Annotated in this window: 20 protein-coding genes and 1 pseudogene; 10 read left to right on the forward strand and 11 right to left on the reverse strand. The window is 65.5% G+C overall.

Annotated features, from left to right (window positions below; translation table 11 throughout):
- Positions 1 to 231: 231 nt before the first annotated feature.
- Complete coding sequence (locus ACUXH0_RS06805; protein ID WP_182593810.1) at positions 232 to 1,140, forward strand: amino acid ABC transporter substrate-binding protein; 909 nt, start codon at positions 232 to 234, stop codon at positions 1,138 to 1,140.
- A 283-nt stretch (positions 1,141 to 1,423) separates the two neighbouring features.
- On the opposite strand, the gene ACUXH0_RS06810 is transcribed toward ACUXH0_RS06805, so the two are convergent.
- A complete protein-coding gene (locus tag ACUXH0_RS06810) occupies positions 1,424 to 3,154 on the reverse strand; it encodes a GMC family oxidoreductase (protein ID WP_182593811.1) in 1,731 nt (576 codons plus the stop codon).
- Between the two features lie 353 nt (positions 3,155 to 3,507).
- Here ACUXH0_RS06810 and ACUXH0_RS06815 point away from each other — a divergent pair, with 353 nt between their 5' ends.
- Positions 3,508 to 4,392 (forward strand): LysR family transcriptional regulator, encoded by an 885-nt coding sequence (locus ACUXH0_RS06815; RefSeq protein ID WP_182593812.1) that lies wholly within the window; start codon positions 3,508 to 3,510, stop codon positions 4,390 to 4,392.
- A 14-nt stretch (positions 4,393 to 4,406) separates the two neighbouring features.
- Here ACUXH0_RS06815 and ACUXH0_RS06820 read toward each other — a convergent pair whose 3' ends face one another.
- Positions 4,407 to 5,063, reverse strand: coding sequence for a VOC family protein (locus ACUXH0_RS06820; RefSeq protein WP_182593813.1), 657 nt, complete (start codon positions 5,061 to 5,063; stop codon positions 4,407 to 4,409).
- A 117-nt stretch (positions 5,064 to 5,180) separates the two neighbouring features.
- The gene (locus ACUXH0_RS06825) at positions 5,181 to 5,465 is read right to left on the reverse strand and encodes a hypothetical protein (protein WP_015856032.1); all 285 of its coding nucleotides are present in this window, start codon (positions 5,463 to 5,465) and stop codon (positions 5,181 to 5,183) included.
- Positions 5,466 to 5,934: 469 nt separating this feature from the next.
- On the opposite strand from ACUXH0_RS06825, the gene ACUXH0_RS06830 reads away from it, so the two are divergent.
- Positions 5,935 to 6,255 (forward strand): helix-turn-helix domain-containing protein, encoded by a 321-nt coding sequence (locus ACUXH0_RS06830; protein ID WP_182593814.1) that lies wholly within the window; start codon positions 5,935 to 5,937, stop codon positions 6,253 to 6,255.
- Between the two features lie 75 nt (positions 6,256 to 6,330).
- On the opposite strand, the gene ACUXH0_RS06835 is transcribed toward ACUXH0_RS06830, so the two are convergent.
- On the reverse strand, positions 6,331 to 6,552 hold the full coding sequence (locus ACUXH0_RS06835) for a hypothetical protein (protein ID WP_009239453.1): 222 nt from the start codon (positions 6,550 to 6,552) through the stop codon (positions 6,331 to 6,333).
- A gap of 109 nt (positions 6,553 to 6,661) precedes the next feature.
- Positions 6,662 to 7,105, reverse strand: a complete 444-nt coding sequence (locus tag ACUXH0_RS06840; protein WP_004628413.1) for an acyl-CoA thioesterase — start codon at positions 7,103 to 7,105, stop codon at positions 6,662 to 6,664.
- Positions 7,106 to 7,287: 182 nt separating this feature from the next.
- On the opposite strand from ACUXH0_RS06840, the gene ACUXH0_RS06845 reads away from it, so the two are divergent.
- The 4 genes from ACUXH0_RS06845 (at position 7,288) to ACUXH0_RS06860 (ending at position 10,347) form a co-directional block, all read left to right on the forward strand.
- Positions 7,288 to 7,722 carry a universal stress protein gene (locus ACUXH0_RS06845; protein WP_004628414.1) on the forward strand — a complete coding sequence of 145 codons (435 nt, stop codon included), beginning with the start codon at positions 7,288 to 7,290 and terminating at the stop codon, positions 7,720 to 7,722.
- Between the two features lie 106 nt (positions 7,723 to 7,828).
- Complete coding sequence (locus tag ACUXH0_RS06850) at positions 7,829 to 8,218, forward strand: hypothetical protein (protein WP_182593815.1); 390 nt, start codon at positions 7,829 to 7,831, stop codon at positions 8,216 to 8,218.
- 147 nt (positions 8,219 to 8,365) lie between these two features.
- Positions 8,366 to 9,031, forward strand: a complete 666-nt coding sequence (locus ACUXH0_RS06855) for a response regulator transcription factor (protein WP_004628419.1) — start codon at positions 8,366 to 8,368, stop codon at positions 9,029 to 9,031.
- Positions 9,007 to 10,347, forward strand: coding sequence for an ATP-binding protein (locus ACUXH0_RS06860; protein WP_182593816.1), 1,341 nt, complete (start codon positions 9,007 to 9,009; stop codon positions 10,345 to 10,347). The genes ACUXH0_RS06855 and ACUXH0_RS06860 overlap by 25 nt, the downstream gene beginning before the upstream one ends.
- Positions 10,348 to 10,365: 18 nt before the next feature.
- Here the strand turns inward: ACUXH0_RS06860 and ACUXH0_RS06865 are convergent, their stop codons facing one another.
- From ACUXH0_RS06865 to ACUXH0_RS06875, 3 genes are all read right to left on the reverse strand, one after another.
- The gene (locus ACUXH0_RS06865) at positions 10,366 to 11,229 is read right to left on the reverse strand and encodes a DMT family transporter (RefSeq protein ID WP_182593817.1); all 864 of its coding nucleotides are present in this window, start codon (positions 11,227 to 11,229) and stop codon (positions 10,366 to 10,368) included.
- Positions 11,230 to 11,340: 111 nt separating this feature from the next.
- Positions 11,341 to 11,496, reverse strand: a complete 156-nt coding sequence (locus ACUXH0_RS06870) for a hypothetical protein (protein ID WP_170816395.1) — start codon at positions 11,494 to 11,496, stop codon at positions 11,341 to 11,343.
- Positions 11,497 to 11,591: 95 nt separating this feature from the next.
- Positions 11,592 to 11,759 (reverse strand): metal-sensitive transcriptional regulator, encoded by a 168-nt coding sequence (locus tag ACUXH0_RS06875; protein ID WP_235202066.1) that lies wholly within the window; start codon positions 11,757 to 11,759, stop codon positions 11,592 to 11,594.
- 180 nt (positions 11,760 to 11,939) lie between these two features.
- Between ACUXH0_RS06875 and ACUXH0_RS06880 the strand changes: the two genes are divergently transcribed.
- Entirely contained in the window at positions 11,940 to 12,248 is a 309-nt protein-coding gene (locus ACUXH0_RS06880; RefSeq protein ID WP_182593818.1) for a hypothetical protein, read from the forward strand.
- A gap of 55 nt (positions 12,249 to 12,303) precedes the next feature.
- Here the strand turns inward: ACUXH0_RS06880 and ACUXH0_RS06885 are convergent.
- A pseudogene (locus ACUXH0_RS06885) lies at positions 12,304 to 12,666 on the reverse strand (LysR substrate-binding domain-containing protein); the annotation flags it as partial.
- Here ACUXH0_RS06885 and ACUXH0_RS06890 point away from each other — a divergent pair.
- Positions 12,547 to 13,152: a trans-aconitate methyltransferase gene (locus ACUXH0_RS06890; protein ID WP_037057044.1), complete on the forward strand. Its 606-nt coding sequence runs from the start codon at positions 12,547 to 12,549 to the stop codon at positions 13,150 to 13,152. The pseudogene ACUXH0_RS06885 and the gene ACUXH0_RS06890 overlap by 120 nt on opposite strands.
- Positions 13,153 to 13,237: 85 nt before the next feature.
- Here the strand turns inward: ACUXH0_RS06890 and ACUXH0_RS06895 are convergent, their stop codons facing one another.
- Positions 13,238 to 14,074, reverse strand: coding sequence for a bifunctional allantoicase/(S)-ureidoglycine aminohydrolase (locus tag ACUXH0_RS06895; RefSeq protein WP_004628432.1), 837 nt, complete (start codon positions 14,072 to 14,074; stop codon positions 13,238 to 13,240).
- A 138-nt stretch (positions 14,075 to 14,212) separates the two neighbouring features.
- Positions 14,213 to 15,145, reverse strand: a complete 933-nt coding sequence (gene argC, locus ACUXH0_RS06900; protein ID WP_012436793.1) for an N-acetyl-gamma-glutamyl-phosphate reductase — start codon at positions 15,143 to 15,145, stop codon at positions 14,213 to 14,215.
- A gap of 115 nt (positions 15,146 to 15,260) precedes the next feature.
- Between argC and ACUXH0_RS06905 the strand changes: the two genes are divergently transcribed.
- Complete coding sequence (locus ACUXH0_RS06905; protein ID WP_012436792.1) at positions 15,261 to 16,145, forward strand: LysR family transcriptional regulator; 885 nt, start codon at positions 15,261 to 15,263, stop codon at positions 16,143 to 16,145.
- Positions 16,146 to 16,285: the final 140 nt, after the last annotated feature.

Below are 16,285 nucleotides of genomic sequence, written 5' to 3' on the forward strand. Positions count from 1 at the left end.
ACAGGTGCTTGAGGGTATACCCGCATTCAGCGCATAATGCGCGCCCATGGCGGCGCGTGACATTGCTTCACGCTTTGGCATTCCCCGGGGGAGTGACGGCGCGCCCCAGCCAATGCTGCGCAGCCGGGCGGACGTCGCCTGGCAATCGATTGCGCGCACCGCCGCGTCGATAGGGCCCCGATGCGGTCGGCTGGCCATTAGAAGCCCGAACCTCTCCTAGGACCTTTGACGATGCCGTTCGCTGCGCGCACGTGGCTGCTGGCCGCGCTTGCCGTTCCCGCTGCTGTTTCCACCGCCTTCTTCCCGTCCAACGCCGTTGCCGCTACCCCGACGCTCGATCGCATCCGCGACTCGGGCACGGTGCATGTGGCGTATCGGGAAGACTCCATTCCTTTTTCGTACCTCGATGGCAGCAAGCCGGTCGGCTACGCCATCGACATCTGCTCGCGGCTGATCGATTCGATCAAGACCTCGCTCAAGCGCCCTGACCTGAAGGTGCAGTACGTGCCGGTGACAGCCGCCACGCGCATGGACGTGGTCGCTTCGGGCAAGGCCGACCTGGAATGCGGCTCGACCAACAACTCACGCGAGCGCCGTGAGAAGGTCGCCTTCACGATTCCGCATTACATCACCAAGGGCCGCATGCTGGTAAGGACCGGCTCGCCGATCCAGCAATGGGAAGACCTCAACGGCAAGACGGTAGTGGCCGCGCGCGGCTCGACCAATGCCGACCTCGCACGCAAGCTCAACGAGACGGGCATGACGATGCAGGTGGTCGATGCCAACGATCTGCGCAGCGCGTTTGCGATGCTGGCCGATGGCCGCGCCAACGCGTTTGCCGGTGACGACATCCTGCTCTCGGGCATGCGCGCCACGGCCAAGAACCCGGCGGACTACCGCCTGGCGGGCAAGACGCAGCTCGTATCGTCGTACGCGATCATGCTGAGCAAGCAGGACCCGGAGTTCAAGAAGCTGATCGACCAGTCGATGACGCGGCTAATTGTCGATGGCGAGGTGCCGAAGCTCTACAAGAAGTGGTTCCAGCAGCCGATTCCGCCCAACGGGGTGAATCTGGAGGTGCCGATGAGTTATTTGCTGCGGGATTCGTTTAATACGCCTACGGATAGTGCTGGCAACTAATGTCTTGCTTACGCGGGGTGGCTATGGGTGTTGTTGGTCCATCCCTTGTTTCATCCCCTGCCGGGGCTGACTCGCTTTCTTTGTCTTGCCAAAGAAAGGCGCGCCCGAGATGGCGAAAGACTCGTTGAATTTATGTCGCAGAGAGGGGAAGGGAAAAACTCGTTTCGCTCAGACAGTTTCCCTTCCTTTTTCCTCTCTGCAACAGAAATTCAAGGCGCCATCTAGGGCTCCAACGGCCAAACCACCGGTGTGCGTGCGTTTGCGCCAGGATGTGCCTTGTTGCTCAATGCACCTCGGCCGGTACTGCTTGCGCGGGGATGCCGCTCACCACATTCAACGTCAGGCGTCCGCCCTGGCGCATCAGGTCGGCAGCGCGCTCGGCAATCATGATGATCGGGGCGTTGGTGTTGCCGCCGATCAGCGTCGGCATGACGGAGCCGTCGATCACGCGCAGGCCTGTCAGGCCACGCACGCGCAGTTCCGGGTCCACGACGGCCATTGCATCGTCTGCGCTACCCATCTTGCAGGTGCCGACTGGGTGATAGATGGTGTCGGCGTGCTGGCGGATGAGGGCGCGCACGGCTTCGTCGTCGGAGCCGTCGCCGCGGATGTTTCCGGAATACAACTCGCGCCCGCCCAGGTCGGCCAGCGGGCGCTGCGCGAAGATGCTCTTCACGGCGCGGAAGCCGGCGAGCATGCCGGTCATGTCATCGGGGTCGGACAGGAAACGCGGGTCGATCAGCGGCGCATCGCGTGTGTCGGCCGAGGCCAGGCGCACTTCGCCGCGGCTCTTCGGGCGCAGCACGCACACGTGGCACGAATAGCCGTGGCCGTAGTTGAACGTGCGGTTGTGGTTGTCGGCCATGGCCACCACGAAGTGCAGTTGCAGATCGGGATCGGCCAGATCGGGCCGGCTCTTGATGAAGCCGCCGGCTTCAGCAAAGTTGGTTGCCAGCATGCCGCGACGCTCGCGCCGGTAGCGCAGGATCTCGCTCAGCATGCGGGCGCTGCCGCGCGCGGAATAGCCGATCAGGTCCAGGTTGAAGACCTTCTTGTGCAGGATGATGTCGAGGTGGTCCTGCAGGTTCTGGCCGACGCCGGGCAGGTCGTGTACGACCGGAATGCCCAGCGAGCGCAGATGCTCCGCCGGGCCCACGCCCGAGGCCATCAGCAACTGCGGCGACCCAAACGCGCCCGATGAGACGATCACCTCGCGGCGCGCGCGCAGCGTTTCTGTGCGGCCCGCCCGCTCCACTACCACGCCTGCCGCGCGCTTGCCGTCGAACACGATCCGCAGGGCCTGCGTGTCGGGCAACACCGTCAACTGGCGGCGATTGCGGCTGAAGGTGGCGTCGGCCTTGTCCCCGCCATGCAGGTAGGCGCGCGCGGCATTCCAGCGCTCGCCGTTGTATTGCGTGACCTGGTACGGGCCGACGCCTTCCTGGTCGGGGCCGTTGAAATCGTTGTTGCGGCGATAGCCTGCCGCCACGCCGGCATCGACAAAGCGTTGTGCGATGGGGTTACCGGTGCGCAGGTCGCTCACGTGAAGCGGGCCGGTGCCGCCGTGCAGCGCGTCGTCATCGCGGCCGGCAAAACGTTCGTTGCCTTCGGAGCGTTTGAAGTAGGGCAGCACATCGTTCCAGCTCCAACCGGTGCAGCCGAGCGCCGCCCAGTGGTTGTAGTCGCTGGGCGTGCCGCGGATGTAGATCATGGCGTTGAGCGACGAGCTGCCGCCCAGCCCACGCCCTCGCGGCTGATAGCCCTGGCGGCCGCCAAGCCCCGCTTGCGGTACGGTCTGGAACCCATAGTTGCGCTTGTTCTTGAACGGCAGTGACGCCGCGCAACCGGCCGGCACCCAGACCGACAGGTGATGATCGTGCGGGCCGGCTTCGAGCAGCGCGACCGTCACGTCCGGGTCTTCGGTCAACCGGCTGGCGAGCGCGCAACCGGCCGAACCGGCGCCGACGATGACGTAATCGAAGGTGAGGGCCGAGGTGGGCAAATCGTTGGCCATGGATGTCTCCGGATGGTTTTCTAATGGGCGAGCGACGCCGCCGGCTTGTTGCCGGTCACGACTTCACATCGTAGGCGCGCCGGGTTGTTTCAAACGACCGGGCTTACCCGCATTAGAGGCATCGCTCGACGGCATGCAGCAAACCCGCACGCTGCAGTTGGCAGACCGTTGCCTTGGTGGCGATTGCGACATGCGGCAATGCAGCAATTCCGCACTGGCACACGGTTGCGCGCGACCCTGGCAGCGGGGCAGGCCGCACACAGCGGGCCACCGATCCGTCCGCCCCGTGCGCTGACAAGCCATTAGCAACGATGCGGTTTTTGCGGCAATGCATTAGCTTCTAGAATGCCGCCATGGCCAAGAACCTCGACATCACCCTCGTCCGTACCTTCATTGCCGTGGCCGAAAACGCCAGCATGACGGTGGCGGCCAACGCACTGCACCTCACGCAGGGCGCCATCAGCCAGCAGATCAAGCGGCTCGAAGATGCCTTCGAGTGCCGCCTGTTCGAGCGCGACGGCCGGCGGCTCGAACTCACCCACGCAGGTGAACGCTTCCTCGGCCGCGCCAAACGCCTGCTCGCCCTCAACGACGAAATCTGGACCGACATGGCGGCGCGCCCGCTGCAGGGGCCGGTGCGCCTGGGCGTGCCTTACGACCTGGTCGGCACCGTTTTCCCGCCGATCTTCAAGGCCTTTACCGAAGCGTGGCCGTCGGTGGAGTTGACCATCGTCTGCGGCACCTCGCCCGAGCTGACGGAGCGCATTGCGCGCGGCGAGCTGGACGTCGCCGTGGTCGAAGCGCCGGTGGACGAAGCCACGGGCGACTGCCTGTGCGTGGAGCGTCTGGTGTGGGTCGGCCCGCGCGGCGGCAACGTGCATGCGAAGCGCCCGCTACCGCTGTCGATGGTGGACGAGAGCTGCGCCTTCCGCGCCCGCGTGCTCAAGGCGCTCGGCGAGCACGGCATCGAATGGCGCACGGTGTTCGAGAGCGGCAACATTGAAGCGACCACCGCCACGGTGCGCACCGGGCTGGCCGTCACGGCATGGCTGACGCCGACGGTGCCGGCGGACCTCGACATCCTCGGGCCTGAAGCCGGCCTTCCGGAACTGCCGATGTTTGCGATCAGCCTGCTGCTGCCTGCGCAAGGCGCGAGTGCGGCGGCGCTGGCGTTGGCGCAGTGCGTGCGCGACGGGTTCTCTACGCGGCAGCGGGTGGGCGAGCGGCGCGCCGCCTGACCCGTGGCCAGCGGTTACAGGCCGCCGCCTTCGATCTGCACGAGCCCATTCGGCGTATCGAGCACAAGCGTCAAAGCCGGCCGTGCCGCCTCCGACAATTCGACGTATCGGTTCTCCGGTTCGGAAGCATCCCACCCCAGCCCCTGAAGCTTTGCGCGGATGCCCGGCATCTCCGGATGTGTGAGTTGGAATTGGTTCAGGCGCAGCCCAACCTCCTGCATCCTGCCGACCGGGCTTTGGCCGCCGGCCCAATCGATGAGTGCGGGCCAGCAACCGCCCGCTTCCGCTTCGCCGTCGCTGCGTTGAAAGAAGTGCCATCGCAAATCGCCACGCGTCACTTCAAGCAATTCGTGCTGCGGTGATTCGCTTACGTTGCGCGCCAGATCCGGAACGCTCGCGACCCAGCCGAACAACCGTGGCGCCTCTTCCAATGTGCCTTCCCGCGTCAGGCGGTCGAGCGCAAACCAGCGCGTCCTGTTGGGCGCCGCCGCCTCCGGGTCGATGGCGATGAACTCCAGAAAGACGCCGGGCGCAATCCGCGTGACCAGGTTGTGCGTGCCCATCAAGGGATGCTTGCCGCCGGCAGGCAGCTCCACGCCGAACCGCTGCGAGGCATAGGCCTGCGCTTGCTCAAGCGATTGCGCAACGACGGCAATGTGATCGAGCTTCAAGATGGCTCCCGCTGTGTCCTTCTCAAATGTGAGGGCCCAGCATGCCACAGCGCCTTCCACGGCGTTGCGGCGTGGTGCCGGCATCCCCGCCAGTCTCGGGGATGTGTCCAACTGTTCTTATGCGGCGGAAACCCGCCGGCGCTCGATGGCGGCCAGCACCTCCCACGTGTGCGGATCTACGTCGCTCCCCCCGAGCGACATCGAAAGATACGCGTCGATGGCATCGATAAAGCCTTTCACGAATGCCGGCGGATACGCGTGTTCCGAAAAATACGTGAGCTGCTCGCGCAGCCTGCCGGGCCGGCAATGCCCAGGGTCGCGCATGACGCTGTGCGTGCGGCACAGAAACGCGCGCGCTGACACCGCGCCATCCAGGTAGAGGCGGTTTTTGGTCAGCGACATGCGGCACCTCCCGGTTGTGTAGGAAGCCTGCAGCGCCAAGGCGGTGGGGAAGGGTAAGACGCGGGGCGATGCCCGCTGAGTGCGGTAGCCATGTGGCCTCCTGTGGTGATTGCAGGAGACCCGCCATTCGCTGCGAAACGAGGGTGGCGGGCCTGACGACAGGGTTCGCAGACCGGCCACCACAGGAAACCGGCAGACCCGAAGGTCTCCCTGCCCGGCCCGCCGCAAAAGAAGCATAGGCGTGCGCAAGCACCGGACATGAAAACGCCGCGCGAAAGGCGGCTGTCCGTCTGTGGTGAGCGTGGACGGGCTGCGAAACCCGGTCACCGTTGGTGCGGTGACGGTGGGGATTATATGGTCACGGTCTTCTCCAAAGAAGCGCTATGCCATGAGTTGCGGCCAATTCCGATAGCGATGACTCTCATTGCTCGCTAAGTTTGTGCGCTGCCCCGCATCGACGAAATTTGCAATGACTAAGACACGATTCAAGAGCGACGCATCTGAGGCCATTCACAGCCTCGCCTCCGACCTGTATCGCGCCAAGCTCATCGATAAGAAGACCATGCGCGAATACGACGACCTGTGCATCGAGCCTGTGCCGGAATTCGACGCGAAGACAATCGCGCGTATCCGAAAATCCGTGAATGTCAGCCAAAGCGTATTCGCTGCATATCTCAACACCACTGCTTCGACGGTGCGCCAGTGGGAGCAAGGTGACAAGAAACCTAGCGGCATGGCCGCACGCCTCCTGCAGCTGGTGCAGAAGCACGGACTGGCCGTGTTCTCCTGATTCGTCAACGCTCGAGACAAACAAAAACCCCGCCAACCGGCGGGGTCCCCCAAATCCTTTTGAGCCTGCAAGCAATCAAGCCTGTGGCGCAGCCCCATCTTCCGGAGCGGCCTCGGCGCCTTCGGCCTTGGCTTCGTCCTTCTTTTCGATCATCTCTTCCAGCGCGCCCGCGCCCTTGAAACCGGCGACGGCGGCGACGGCCTTGGTCAGCAGGCCGGCATCCGGATCGACTTTCTCGGCGGCTTCAACCGCGGCGACGGCGCCGGCGATCTTGCCCACTTCATCCAACAGTCCCATGGTCACCTCCGCGTGATTGAACGGGAGAGCCATCTTCCCACCGGCAAGGGGCGCAAGTGCAAGCAAAGTTAAAAATTTTCTGCGGGCGTTCGTTTGCGTACAGCGCGCGTCACTCCGCTTCAGCGCCGGCGGGGGTGGCGGTAAGCGCAGCCAAACGCTGGCGGGCGCTGTCGGTAATGGGGCTTGATTGGCGCGTGGCAACGTCGATCTGCACGATCACCGATTGCGATGTCGCGGCGCATTCGCCATTCTGGAAGATGGCCTGCTCGAGCTTGACCGAACTGCGCCCGACGCTCGCCACGCGCGTGCCGATCTGCACGGAGCCGGGCCAGAGGATTTCGTTGCGGAAGTCGAGCACGAGCTGCGCGATGACGAACTCGCAGCCGGGCGCCGCCAGCGGGTTGTCGGGCGAGAAGAGCATCTCTACGCGGCCCGTTTCCAGGTACGTGGCGAAGACGGCGTTGTTGATGTGGCCCTGGCGGTCGGTGTCGCCGTAGCGGAGCTTGTCGGTCGACTGCAGCGGGTAATCGGAAAGGGATGGTGTGGTCGTCATGTGGGGCGCGGCGTCTGGGTCAACTTGCGCATTTTGCCTGCCTTCCTGTGCAAGCGCTGACAGCGTAATCGCACCGGGTGCTTCCGTTGACTCCTATCAACGCGCCGCTTTCAGCAGCGCTTACCGTGGAAACAGATACCAGCCGCGCACGGGCGCGGCGGCACACACGGCAAGGAGGCCACATGAAAACCCTGGTACTGGCAACGGACGGATCGAACTACTCCGATGCGGCCGCCCGCTGCATTGCCGACAAGACGCTCTTCGGCAGCGACGTGACGGTGCACGTCGTGCATTGCATGCCGGACCTCTCCGGCGACATCAAATCGCTCGTCGGCAAGGCAGAGGTTGATGCGTGGTACGCGGAGGAAAGCACCGGCGCCATGGCCTCGGTCTGCGCGATCCTGGGTGCGGCTGGCGTGCCGTTCGAGCGGCACGCACTCGTGGGCTTTCCACCGGAGCGCATCGTGCATCACGCGCAAGGTGCGGGAGCGGCGGCCATCGTCATGGGCTCGCATGGTCGGGGCGTGTTCGTCGAGGCGCTGATGGGCTCGGTGGCAGGCCGGGTGCTCGCCCATGCTGAATGCCCGGTGGTGCTCGTGAAGGCGCCCAAGGCTTGACGGCGGCGGGGCGGTCGCAGCTACGCTCCGCTGCGCGCACCCCCACAGCCCGACGCGGCATGGTTTAGGATGAAGGCACCTTTTTCTTCACATCCTGGGGGACCCCATGTCGCATCGCCGCCGTCTTGCACTCGCCTTCGCGGGCGCTGCACTGTTTGCTGCTGCCACGCCGTCGTTTGCCTATTTCCGCAACGTGCTGGCCAGCACGATCATTGGTTCGATGAGCCCGACGGAGTTGAAGTCGTTCACCAAGGCCATCGGCGATGTGCTGAGGAACACCGCCGACAACACGCCCGCCCAATGGACGTCTGCGGCGACGGGCAAGCAGCCCGCCATCGACGCGACCATTACGCCGCTGGAGTCGAAGACCGACGCCGGCCAATCGTGCCGACGCCTGCAGAGCGAACTCGCGCGCGGCAGCAGCAAAGAGCAGTGGACCGCGTGGCTGTGCAAACAGCCAAGCGGGGAATGGAAGTTGCGGCAGCTGGCGCAGTAAGGCATCGGCCACCGGGCGGCTATGGCTCGTCTAAGTCTGCCTCGGCAGACTGGTGCGGAATCTTCCTCCATCGCTCTGGAGAATCCGCCGAGTTGGCAGGCCCGGCGCGGTGCGCTGCAATCGGTCTGACCGTTCACCCGACACTGAATGCGAGTCCTCCTAGTTGAAGACGACCCGATGATTGGCGCGGCCGTGGAAGCCGCGCTGCAGGACGCCGCCTACGCGGTGGACTGGGTGCGTAACGGTCAGACCGCGTTGGATGTGGCCGCGCACCAACACTACGACCTGCTGCTGCTCGATCTCGGCCTGCCCGGAAAGGACGGCCATGCAGTGCTCGGCAGCCTGCGCGCCCGCGACAATCCTGTCCCGGTGCTGATCCTGACCGCGCGCGATGCGGTGGATGAGCGCGTACGCGGTCTCGACGGCGGCGCCGATGACTACATCCTCAAGCCCTTCGAGATGGTTGAACTGCTCGCCCGCATGCGCGCCGTCCTGCGCCGCAAGGGTGGGGCAGCGAGCCCCGTGCTCACCAATGGCGTGCTGACGCTCGATCCCGCCGCGCACGAAGCGCGCATGGGCGATGCCGAGCCGGTACGCCTGTCCGCGCGCGAGTTTGCATTGCTGCAGGCGCTCATGCTGCGGCCGGGCGCCATCCTTTCGCGCACGGAGCTGGAAGAGCGCATCTACGGCTGGGGCCACGAGGTAGCGAGCAACGCGGTCGAATTCCTCATCCACGCACTGCGCAAAAAGCTCGGCGCGCAGGCCATCAAGAACGTCAGGGGAGTGGGATGGATGGTGCCGAGGGGCCAATGACAGCAGCCACATCTGCGGCTGCATCCGTGCAGCAGCGGCTATCGGTGTGGCTGTCGGTGATCATCGTGGCGGTGGCGGTGCTGGCCGGCGGCTTTGCGTTTGCCTCGGCTTTCCGCGAAGCGTATGAATTGCAGGACGACGTCTTACGCCAGGTCGGGGCGATGTTCGACCCCGGCCACCTGCCCGCACCAGGCGAGGCGGCCGACGCGCCCAAGGTCTCGGACACGGAGGCGCGCGTGATCGTGCAGGTGTTGCCGCCGGCCGGCGCGGTGCCTGCGGCCAGCCCGCCCGTGCTGACCGACGGCATGCAGACCGCACGCCTGGGCAAACGCGACTACCGCGTGTGGGTCCGCACGCTCGCCAACGGCCAGCGCATCGCTGTGGCGCAGGAAACCGCCGTGCGAGACGAAACCGCCCGCGACAGCGCGCTGCGCACGTTGATGCCGTTCCTGATACTTGTGCCGATCCTGCTGCTGGCCGTCGCCCACGTGTTGCGCAAGATGTTCGCGCCCATCAAGCGGCTCGCGCATGAGGTGGACCAACGCGACGAGCGCCAACTGCACGCCATCGCGCCCGAAGCCGTGCCCGACGAGGTGCGCCCGTTCGTGGTGGCGATCAACCGCCTGCTCGCGCGCGTGCAACAGTCCATGGATGCCCAGCACCGCTTTGTCGCTGATGCCGCGCACGAACTGCGCACGCCCCTCTCCGCACTGTCGCTGCAGGCCGAGCGGCTCGGGCAGGCCGCGATGTCGCCCGACGCGCAGGCGCGGCTTGGCACGCTGCGCCAGGGCATCGAGCGTAGCCGCGGGCTGCTCGAACAACTCCTCACCCTGGCGCGCGCGCAAGAGGCCACCGGCGTGCCAACGGGCACCGTCTCCGTCCAGAGCGTGTTCCGCAGCGTGCTGGAAGACCTCATGCCGCTTGCCGACGCCAAGCAGCTCGACATGGGCGTCACCACCGAAGCCGATGCGCGCGTGCATGCCAACGAGCTCGATCTCTTCGTCGTGGTGCGCAACCTCGTGGACAACGCCATCCGCTACACACCGGAAGGCGGTCGCATCGACCTGTCGGTGGCCATTGACGCGGAGGTTGTGTCGATTGCCGTGCAGGACACCGGCCCCGGCATCCCCATCGACGAACGCGCACGCGTGTTCGACCCGTTCTATCGCGTGCTCGGCAACGAGGCGACCGGCTCGGGGCTCGGGTTGTCGATCGTGAGTACGGTGGTGCGGCGACTCGGCGGGGAGGTTGACCTCGGCGAGCCGGATGATCGTGCCAGCGGGTTGCGGGTGACGGTGCGGTTGCCGACCGCCTAGCAGCAACCGCACACCAATCTACCGCCGCACCCGGAATACCACCGCCAACCCCAGCAGAATCATCGCCATCCCCGCCACTGCAACGGGCGCAAGGCGATGCCCCAGCACGAGGTTATCCAGCAGCGCCGTCACCAGCGGCACGAGGTAGAACAGGCTTGTCACGTTGACGAGATTGCCGCGCTGCATGAGCCGGTAGAACAGCAACTGCGCACCCACTGACATCACCACGCCCATCCACAACAAGGCGGCGATGCCGGGCAGGCCGGGTGTGAAGGCCAGTGATTGCGTGGGCAGCGCAAAAGCAAACCCCGCACACAGAACGAGGCTCACCGCATTCTGCAGCGGCAGCGTATCGATGGGCAACTGGTCCAGCCGCTTCTGGCAGATGGCGCCCACCGTCATGCTGAAGAGCGCGGCCCATGCGTAGCCGAGACCGGCCATCGGCACCTGATGCGCATCGGCTCCGCCCACCACGAACGATAGGCCGCCCAGCGCGAGCACCAGGCCGGCCGTCCGCCGTGCAGACCACGTGCGCTCGGTCACCAGCAGCGTGAGCAGCGGCTGCACGCCGAGCACCGTGGCCAGCAGCCCGGGCGTGAGGCCGGAGTCGAGCGCGAGCAGATAGCAAATCGAATAGCCGCCGGTCAGCAATGCACCGGTGGCGGCTACCTTCAGCCGTGATCCCGGCGCCGGCCACCACTGCCCGCGCCGGAGGCGGAGGCCCGCCAGCACCAAAGACGCGAGCGCAAAGCGCCCAACCAGAAACGCGAACGCGGGGACATGCTGCACACCGATCTCCGCAAAGATTGCGCCGCTGCTCCACAGCAGCACGAATAGAACCGTCGCGCCGGAGCCTGCCAGCGCGGCTTGCATGGAACGCATACCACTCACCTGTCGAATAGAGATGTCGGGTTCCGGCGCGCAGGCAAGCGCCTGCCTCGGGCGTGTGCCCGAGCCCTCGTTCAGGTCAACCGGAAACGAAGCGGCTGAGAGTCAGCCGAGCGCGGGCAGATGTGGCGGCGGCGGTGCGCCGATCACGTCGTAGCCCGACGAGACGACAGGAGGAGGGAGGGGCCCGGGCTGCACGCACACGTCATCCACGCGAGCGCGATGGCCGGCAGCGAGGAGGGTGGCGTGAAGTCGTGACATGAAGACGAGGGTCTCTGGGAATCGGTGAAGCGGCACGGCCGATGGCGTTGCGGCAGCCTAGCGGGATCGGCCGCACGGCGCAAGAGGCCCGGCGCTCACGACTGCAGATACGACTTGATCACCTGCATCACTGCATCGGGATCTTCCTGGCGCTGCGCCTCGGCAGGTTCCTTTATCACGTGATCGCTCAGGTGGCCCTCGATGACCGCCGCCATCAGCCCGTTGACCGCACCAACGTCCACGCGTTTTTCGCGAGGCTGCATCCGTTGCCGCGTGGCCTGCGTATCTGCAGGTACAGGCTGGTGCGGCAATTTTTTTCGTCGATGCAGTGTCAGGTTTGCATGTGCACCGCGACCAACCTGTGGGATCCGAGCGGCCACGCTCCGCCAGCGATCCAATGGATGTCGCCTCCGGCGGCACGTTCACTGTACGAGGAGTTCACCATGCATACCCGCCGCATTACTCTGGCCTTGCTCGCCACGCTTTCCGCTTCTGCCGCACTGTTCATCGCGCAACCGGCTGCCGCCGCGCAGGCCAAGTTCGATCCGTATACGCAAGGCGCCGTCGACAAGACGGACCCGTTCACGCAAGGTGCGGATCGCCAGGCCGACACCTATGGCTATCTGTCGTGGAAGTACGATCGCTTCGATCCGTATGCGCAAGGCGCGGATCGGCAAGCCAACGCACACGATGTGCTGGCATGGCGCGGCGATACGAGCTACCCCGGCGGCAACGACGGCTCGCGTGCGTGAATGGCCGCGGTTGCATGAGCGGGGCGCTGGACGACACGCCCCCTCTGCGCCAGCATCAGGCCGCCGGCGTTGCCCCCTCGGCGATGCGGTCGTATAGGGCACGCGCCGCAGGCGACAGCTGCGCCGCCTTGCGCGTGACGAGCACCAGCGTGCACGACACTTCCGGCTCGACCAGTTCGACTGTGCGGATCATCGGATACGCGCTCTTCTGAAGCGCGAGCCGCGGCACCACCGCCGCGCCCAGCCCTTCCGCCACCAACCCGAGCGCCGTTGAGCTGCGCTGCACTTCGTAGAACGAATGCAGCATCACGCCGCTCGCCTTGAGCGCGCCGTCGAGCAGGCTGCGGTTGCCGCTGACCTCGCCGGCAAAGATGAGCGGGTGGGGCTGCAAGGCTTGCCACCGGATGCGGCGCCGCTTGGCCAGCGGATGATCGTCGCGGCAGACGAGGACATACGGATCGTTCGTCAGCGGCCGAAGCTGATCGGCAAGCTGGCGGCGGGTGGCCACCTAGCTGTGCAGATGCCGGACAACCTTGACGAACCGGCGCACCGCCTGATGCGCGAAGTGGCTGCTGAGGGGCCGTGGGCCGGCAAGCTCAAGGGTGTAGAGCGCACGGAGCGCTTCGATGCGCGCCGCTATTACGCGCTGCTCGCGCCGCTGTGCGCGCGCGTGGACGTGTGGCGCACCACGTACATGCATCCGCTGCAAGGCGGCGTCGATGCGGTGGTCGAATGGTTCAAGGGCAGCGCGCTGCGGCCATTCCTCGCAGCGCTGAGCGAGGACGAGCGCCCCGTATTCCTCACGCGCTATCGCGACATGATTGCCCAGGCCTATCCCGCACTCGACGAAGGCACGGTGCTGCTGCCGTTTCCGCGCCTGTTCATCGTGGCGACGCGCAAGTAGGCCCAATCTCAGAATCAAAAGCGACAGCCATAAAAAAGCCCGACGGCAAACCACCGGCGGGCTTTTTATCTGACACATGCGACGCTTAACGCGACGGGTTCAACGTCAGGTTCATGTGACGGTTCACATCCTTGTACAGCAGGTAACGGAAGCGGCCAGGGCCACCCGAATAGCAGGCCTGCGGGCAGAACGCGCGCAGCCACATGAAGTCGCCGGCTTCCACTTCGACCCAGTCCTGATTGAGGCGATAGACTGCCTTGCCTTCGAGCACGTACAGGCCGTGTTCCATCACGTGGGTTTCGGCAAACGGGATCACGCCGCCCGGCTCGAACGTGACGATGTTGACGTGCATGTCGTGGCGCATATCGCTCATGTCGACAAAGCGTGTCGTCACCCATGCGCCGTTGGTGCCCGGCATCGGGATCGGTTCGACGTCCTGTTCGTTGGTCACGAAGGCTTCCGGCAGGGGAATGCCCTCGACGACCTGGTAGTGCTTGCGGATCCAGTGGAAGCGCACCGCAGCATCGCTGACGTTATGTAGCGTCCAGTCAACGCCCGGCGGAATGAAGGCGTAGCCGCCCGGCGTGAGCGTGTACTTCTTGCCCTGCAGCGTCAGCTCCGCTTCGCCTTCCACGACGAACAGCACGGCTTCGGCGTTCTTGTCTTGCTCGGGCTTGTCGCTGCCGCCGCCCGGGTTCACTTCAACGATGTACTGCGAGAAGGTCTCGGCAAAGCCCGAGAGCGGGCGGGCGATCACCCACAGGCGCGTCTGGGTCCAGAACGGCAGCCAGCTTGTGACGATGTCGCGCATCACCCCCTTGGGGATCACCGCGTACGCCTCGGTGAACATCGCGCGATCGGTCAGCAGATCCGTCTGCGGCGGATGGCCGCCATGCGGCGCGTAATACGTGGTCTTAGACATGTTGCATTCAGGCAATGGGTTGGTCCGGCCCCGGGCGCAAACAGCAACAGGCGGTTCGTACGCGGGCGGCGTTGACGATAGCGAAGTCGCCCACAATCGACCAATTAAATGTTGCGATGCCTTCCATTCGATTTTCCACTACTGCGCCAGCATCAGATCGAGGTTCTGCACCGCCGCGCCCGAGGCGCCCTTGCCGAGGTTGTCGAACACCGCCGTGAGCAAGACCTGACCGTGGTCGTTGGCGAACACGCCCAGGCGCATGTCGTTGGTGCCGTTGAGCGCTTGCGGATCGAGATACGGCAAGGCGGACGGTGCCTGCAGCGGCATCACGTCCACATGCGGCGCGCCAGCGTAGTGGTCTGCCAGACATGCATGTAGCGCAGTCGCATCAACGCCGGCGTTGAGCAGACGCAGCTCCAGCGGCACCGTCAGCACAATGCCCTGGCGATACGCGCCGTAGGCCGGGACGAACATCGGCCGCTGCGTGAGCCCGGCGTGCAGTTGGATCTCCGGCGTGTGCTTGTGCGCCAAACCCAGCCCGTACACCTGGAACGGCAGCGCGTTTGCTGCCTCCTGCCCCTCGTAGGTTTCCACTGCGCCACGGCCACCGCCCGAATAGCCGGATACGGCATGAATGCTGATCGGGTAATCCGCCGGCACGAGGCCCGCCTGCACGAGCGGACGCAGCAGCCCGATCGCGCCGGTCGGGTAGCAGCCCGGGTTGGTCACGCGCGACGCCGCCGCAACGCGATCGGCCTGCCCCTCGCTCATCTCCGGAAAGCCGTACACCCAGCCCGGCGTGGTGCGATGCGCGGAGCTGGCGTCGATCACGCGCACGCGCGGGTTGACGATGGCTGCGACCGCATCGCGCGCGGCCGCATCGGGCAGGCACAGGATGGCGATATCGCAGGCGTTGATCGCCTCGGCACGGCGTTGCCCGTCTTTGCGGGCGTCGGCGGGAAGCGTCAGCAGTTTCAGGTCCTGCCGCTCGACACGGCCGCGCAGCCGCTCGTGAATCTGCAGGCCGGTGGTGCCTTGGTCGCCGTCGATGAAGACGAGGGGCGTGGACATGGCGGGGCGCTCCCAGGGAAAGAAGTTGGTGATGAATGCGAGCCCCCATCTTCGAGCGCGACCTAGAATATGAAAAGTTGAATTTCCCAACCCTCACATTCAGCTTTTCTGAATCATGCGAGAGATCAGCCTGGACCGCCTGCGCACCCTCGTCGAAGTCGCCGGCCGCGGATCGTTTGCCGACGCGGCGCGGGCCCTGCATCTGGCAGCGCCCACCGTGAGCCTGCATATCGCCGAGCTGGAAGATCGCGTGGGCGCGCAACTTCTGTCACGCAAGCGCGGGCAGGTGCAGCCCACCGCCATTGGCGAGGTGATGGTGGAGCGCGCGCGCAAGCTGCTCGCCGATGCCGAGCAGGCGCTGGACGACATCCAACGCCAGGTGCAGGGACTGAGCGGGCGCGTACGGCTGGGCGCCTCCACCGGCGCCATCGCGCATCTGCTGCCGCAGGCGCTGGAGGTGCTCCGGCAAGACCACCCTGGCATCGACGTGCAGGTGGCAGTGCTCACTTCGCAGGAAACGCTGGCGGGTCTGGCCGATGGCGCGCTCGACATTGGCCTTGTGGCGCTGCCGCAATCGCAGGTGGCGGGGCTGGCGATCAAGCCGTGGCGGCGCGATCCCGTGATGGCGTTCCTGCCTTCGCACTGGACGAGTCCGGCACGCATCACGCCCGCGTGGCTTGCCGCGCAGCCGCTGATCCTGAACGACGCCACCACACGTCTCTCGCGCCAGACGACCGAGTGGTTCGCCACGGACGGTTATCACCCCGTGCCGCGCATCCAGCTCAACTACAACGACGCTATCAAAAGCCTCGTTGCCGCCGGTTATGGCGCCACGCTGCTCCCGCACGAGGCGTCCGCCGTACCGTCGGATGTGCGCATCACCATGCGGCCGCTGCGGCCGGCGTTGTGGCGTGAACTTGGCATCGCGCACCGGGCCGGCCACGTCGAGCGATCGACGCAGCACGTGCTGGACGTGCTTTGGATGCTGCGCGCGAAATAGCGCATCGCGCGCCTTGGCCACGTGACGAGGCGCAGAATCCCGCTGAATAAAGTTTGACTTCTTATGTCGCGACAACTATCGTAAGATATGTTTTTCGACATAACACGGCGCGCCGGCCTACTGCCTTCTGCTGGCAGCCG

This window comes from Ralstonia sp. 110700041-2, from assembly GCF_056280165.1.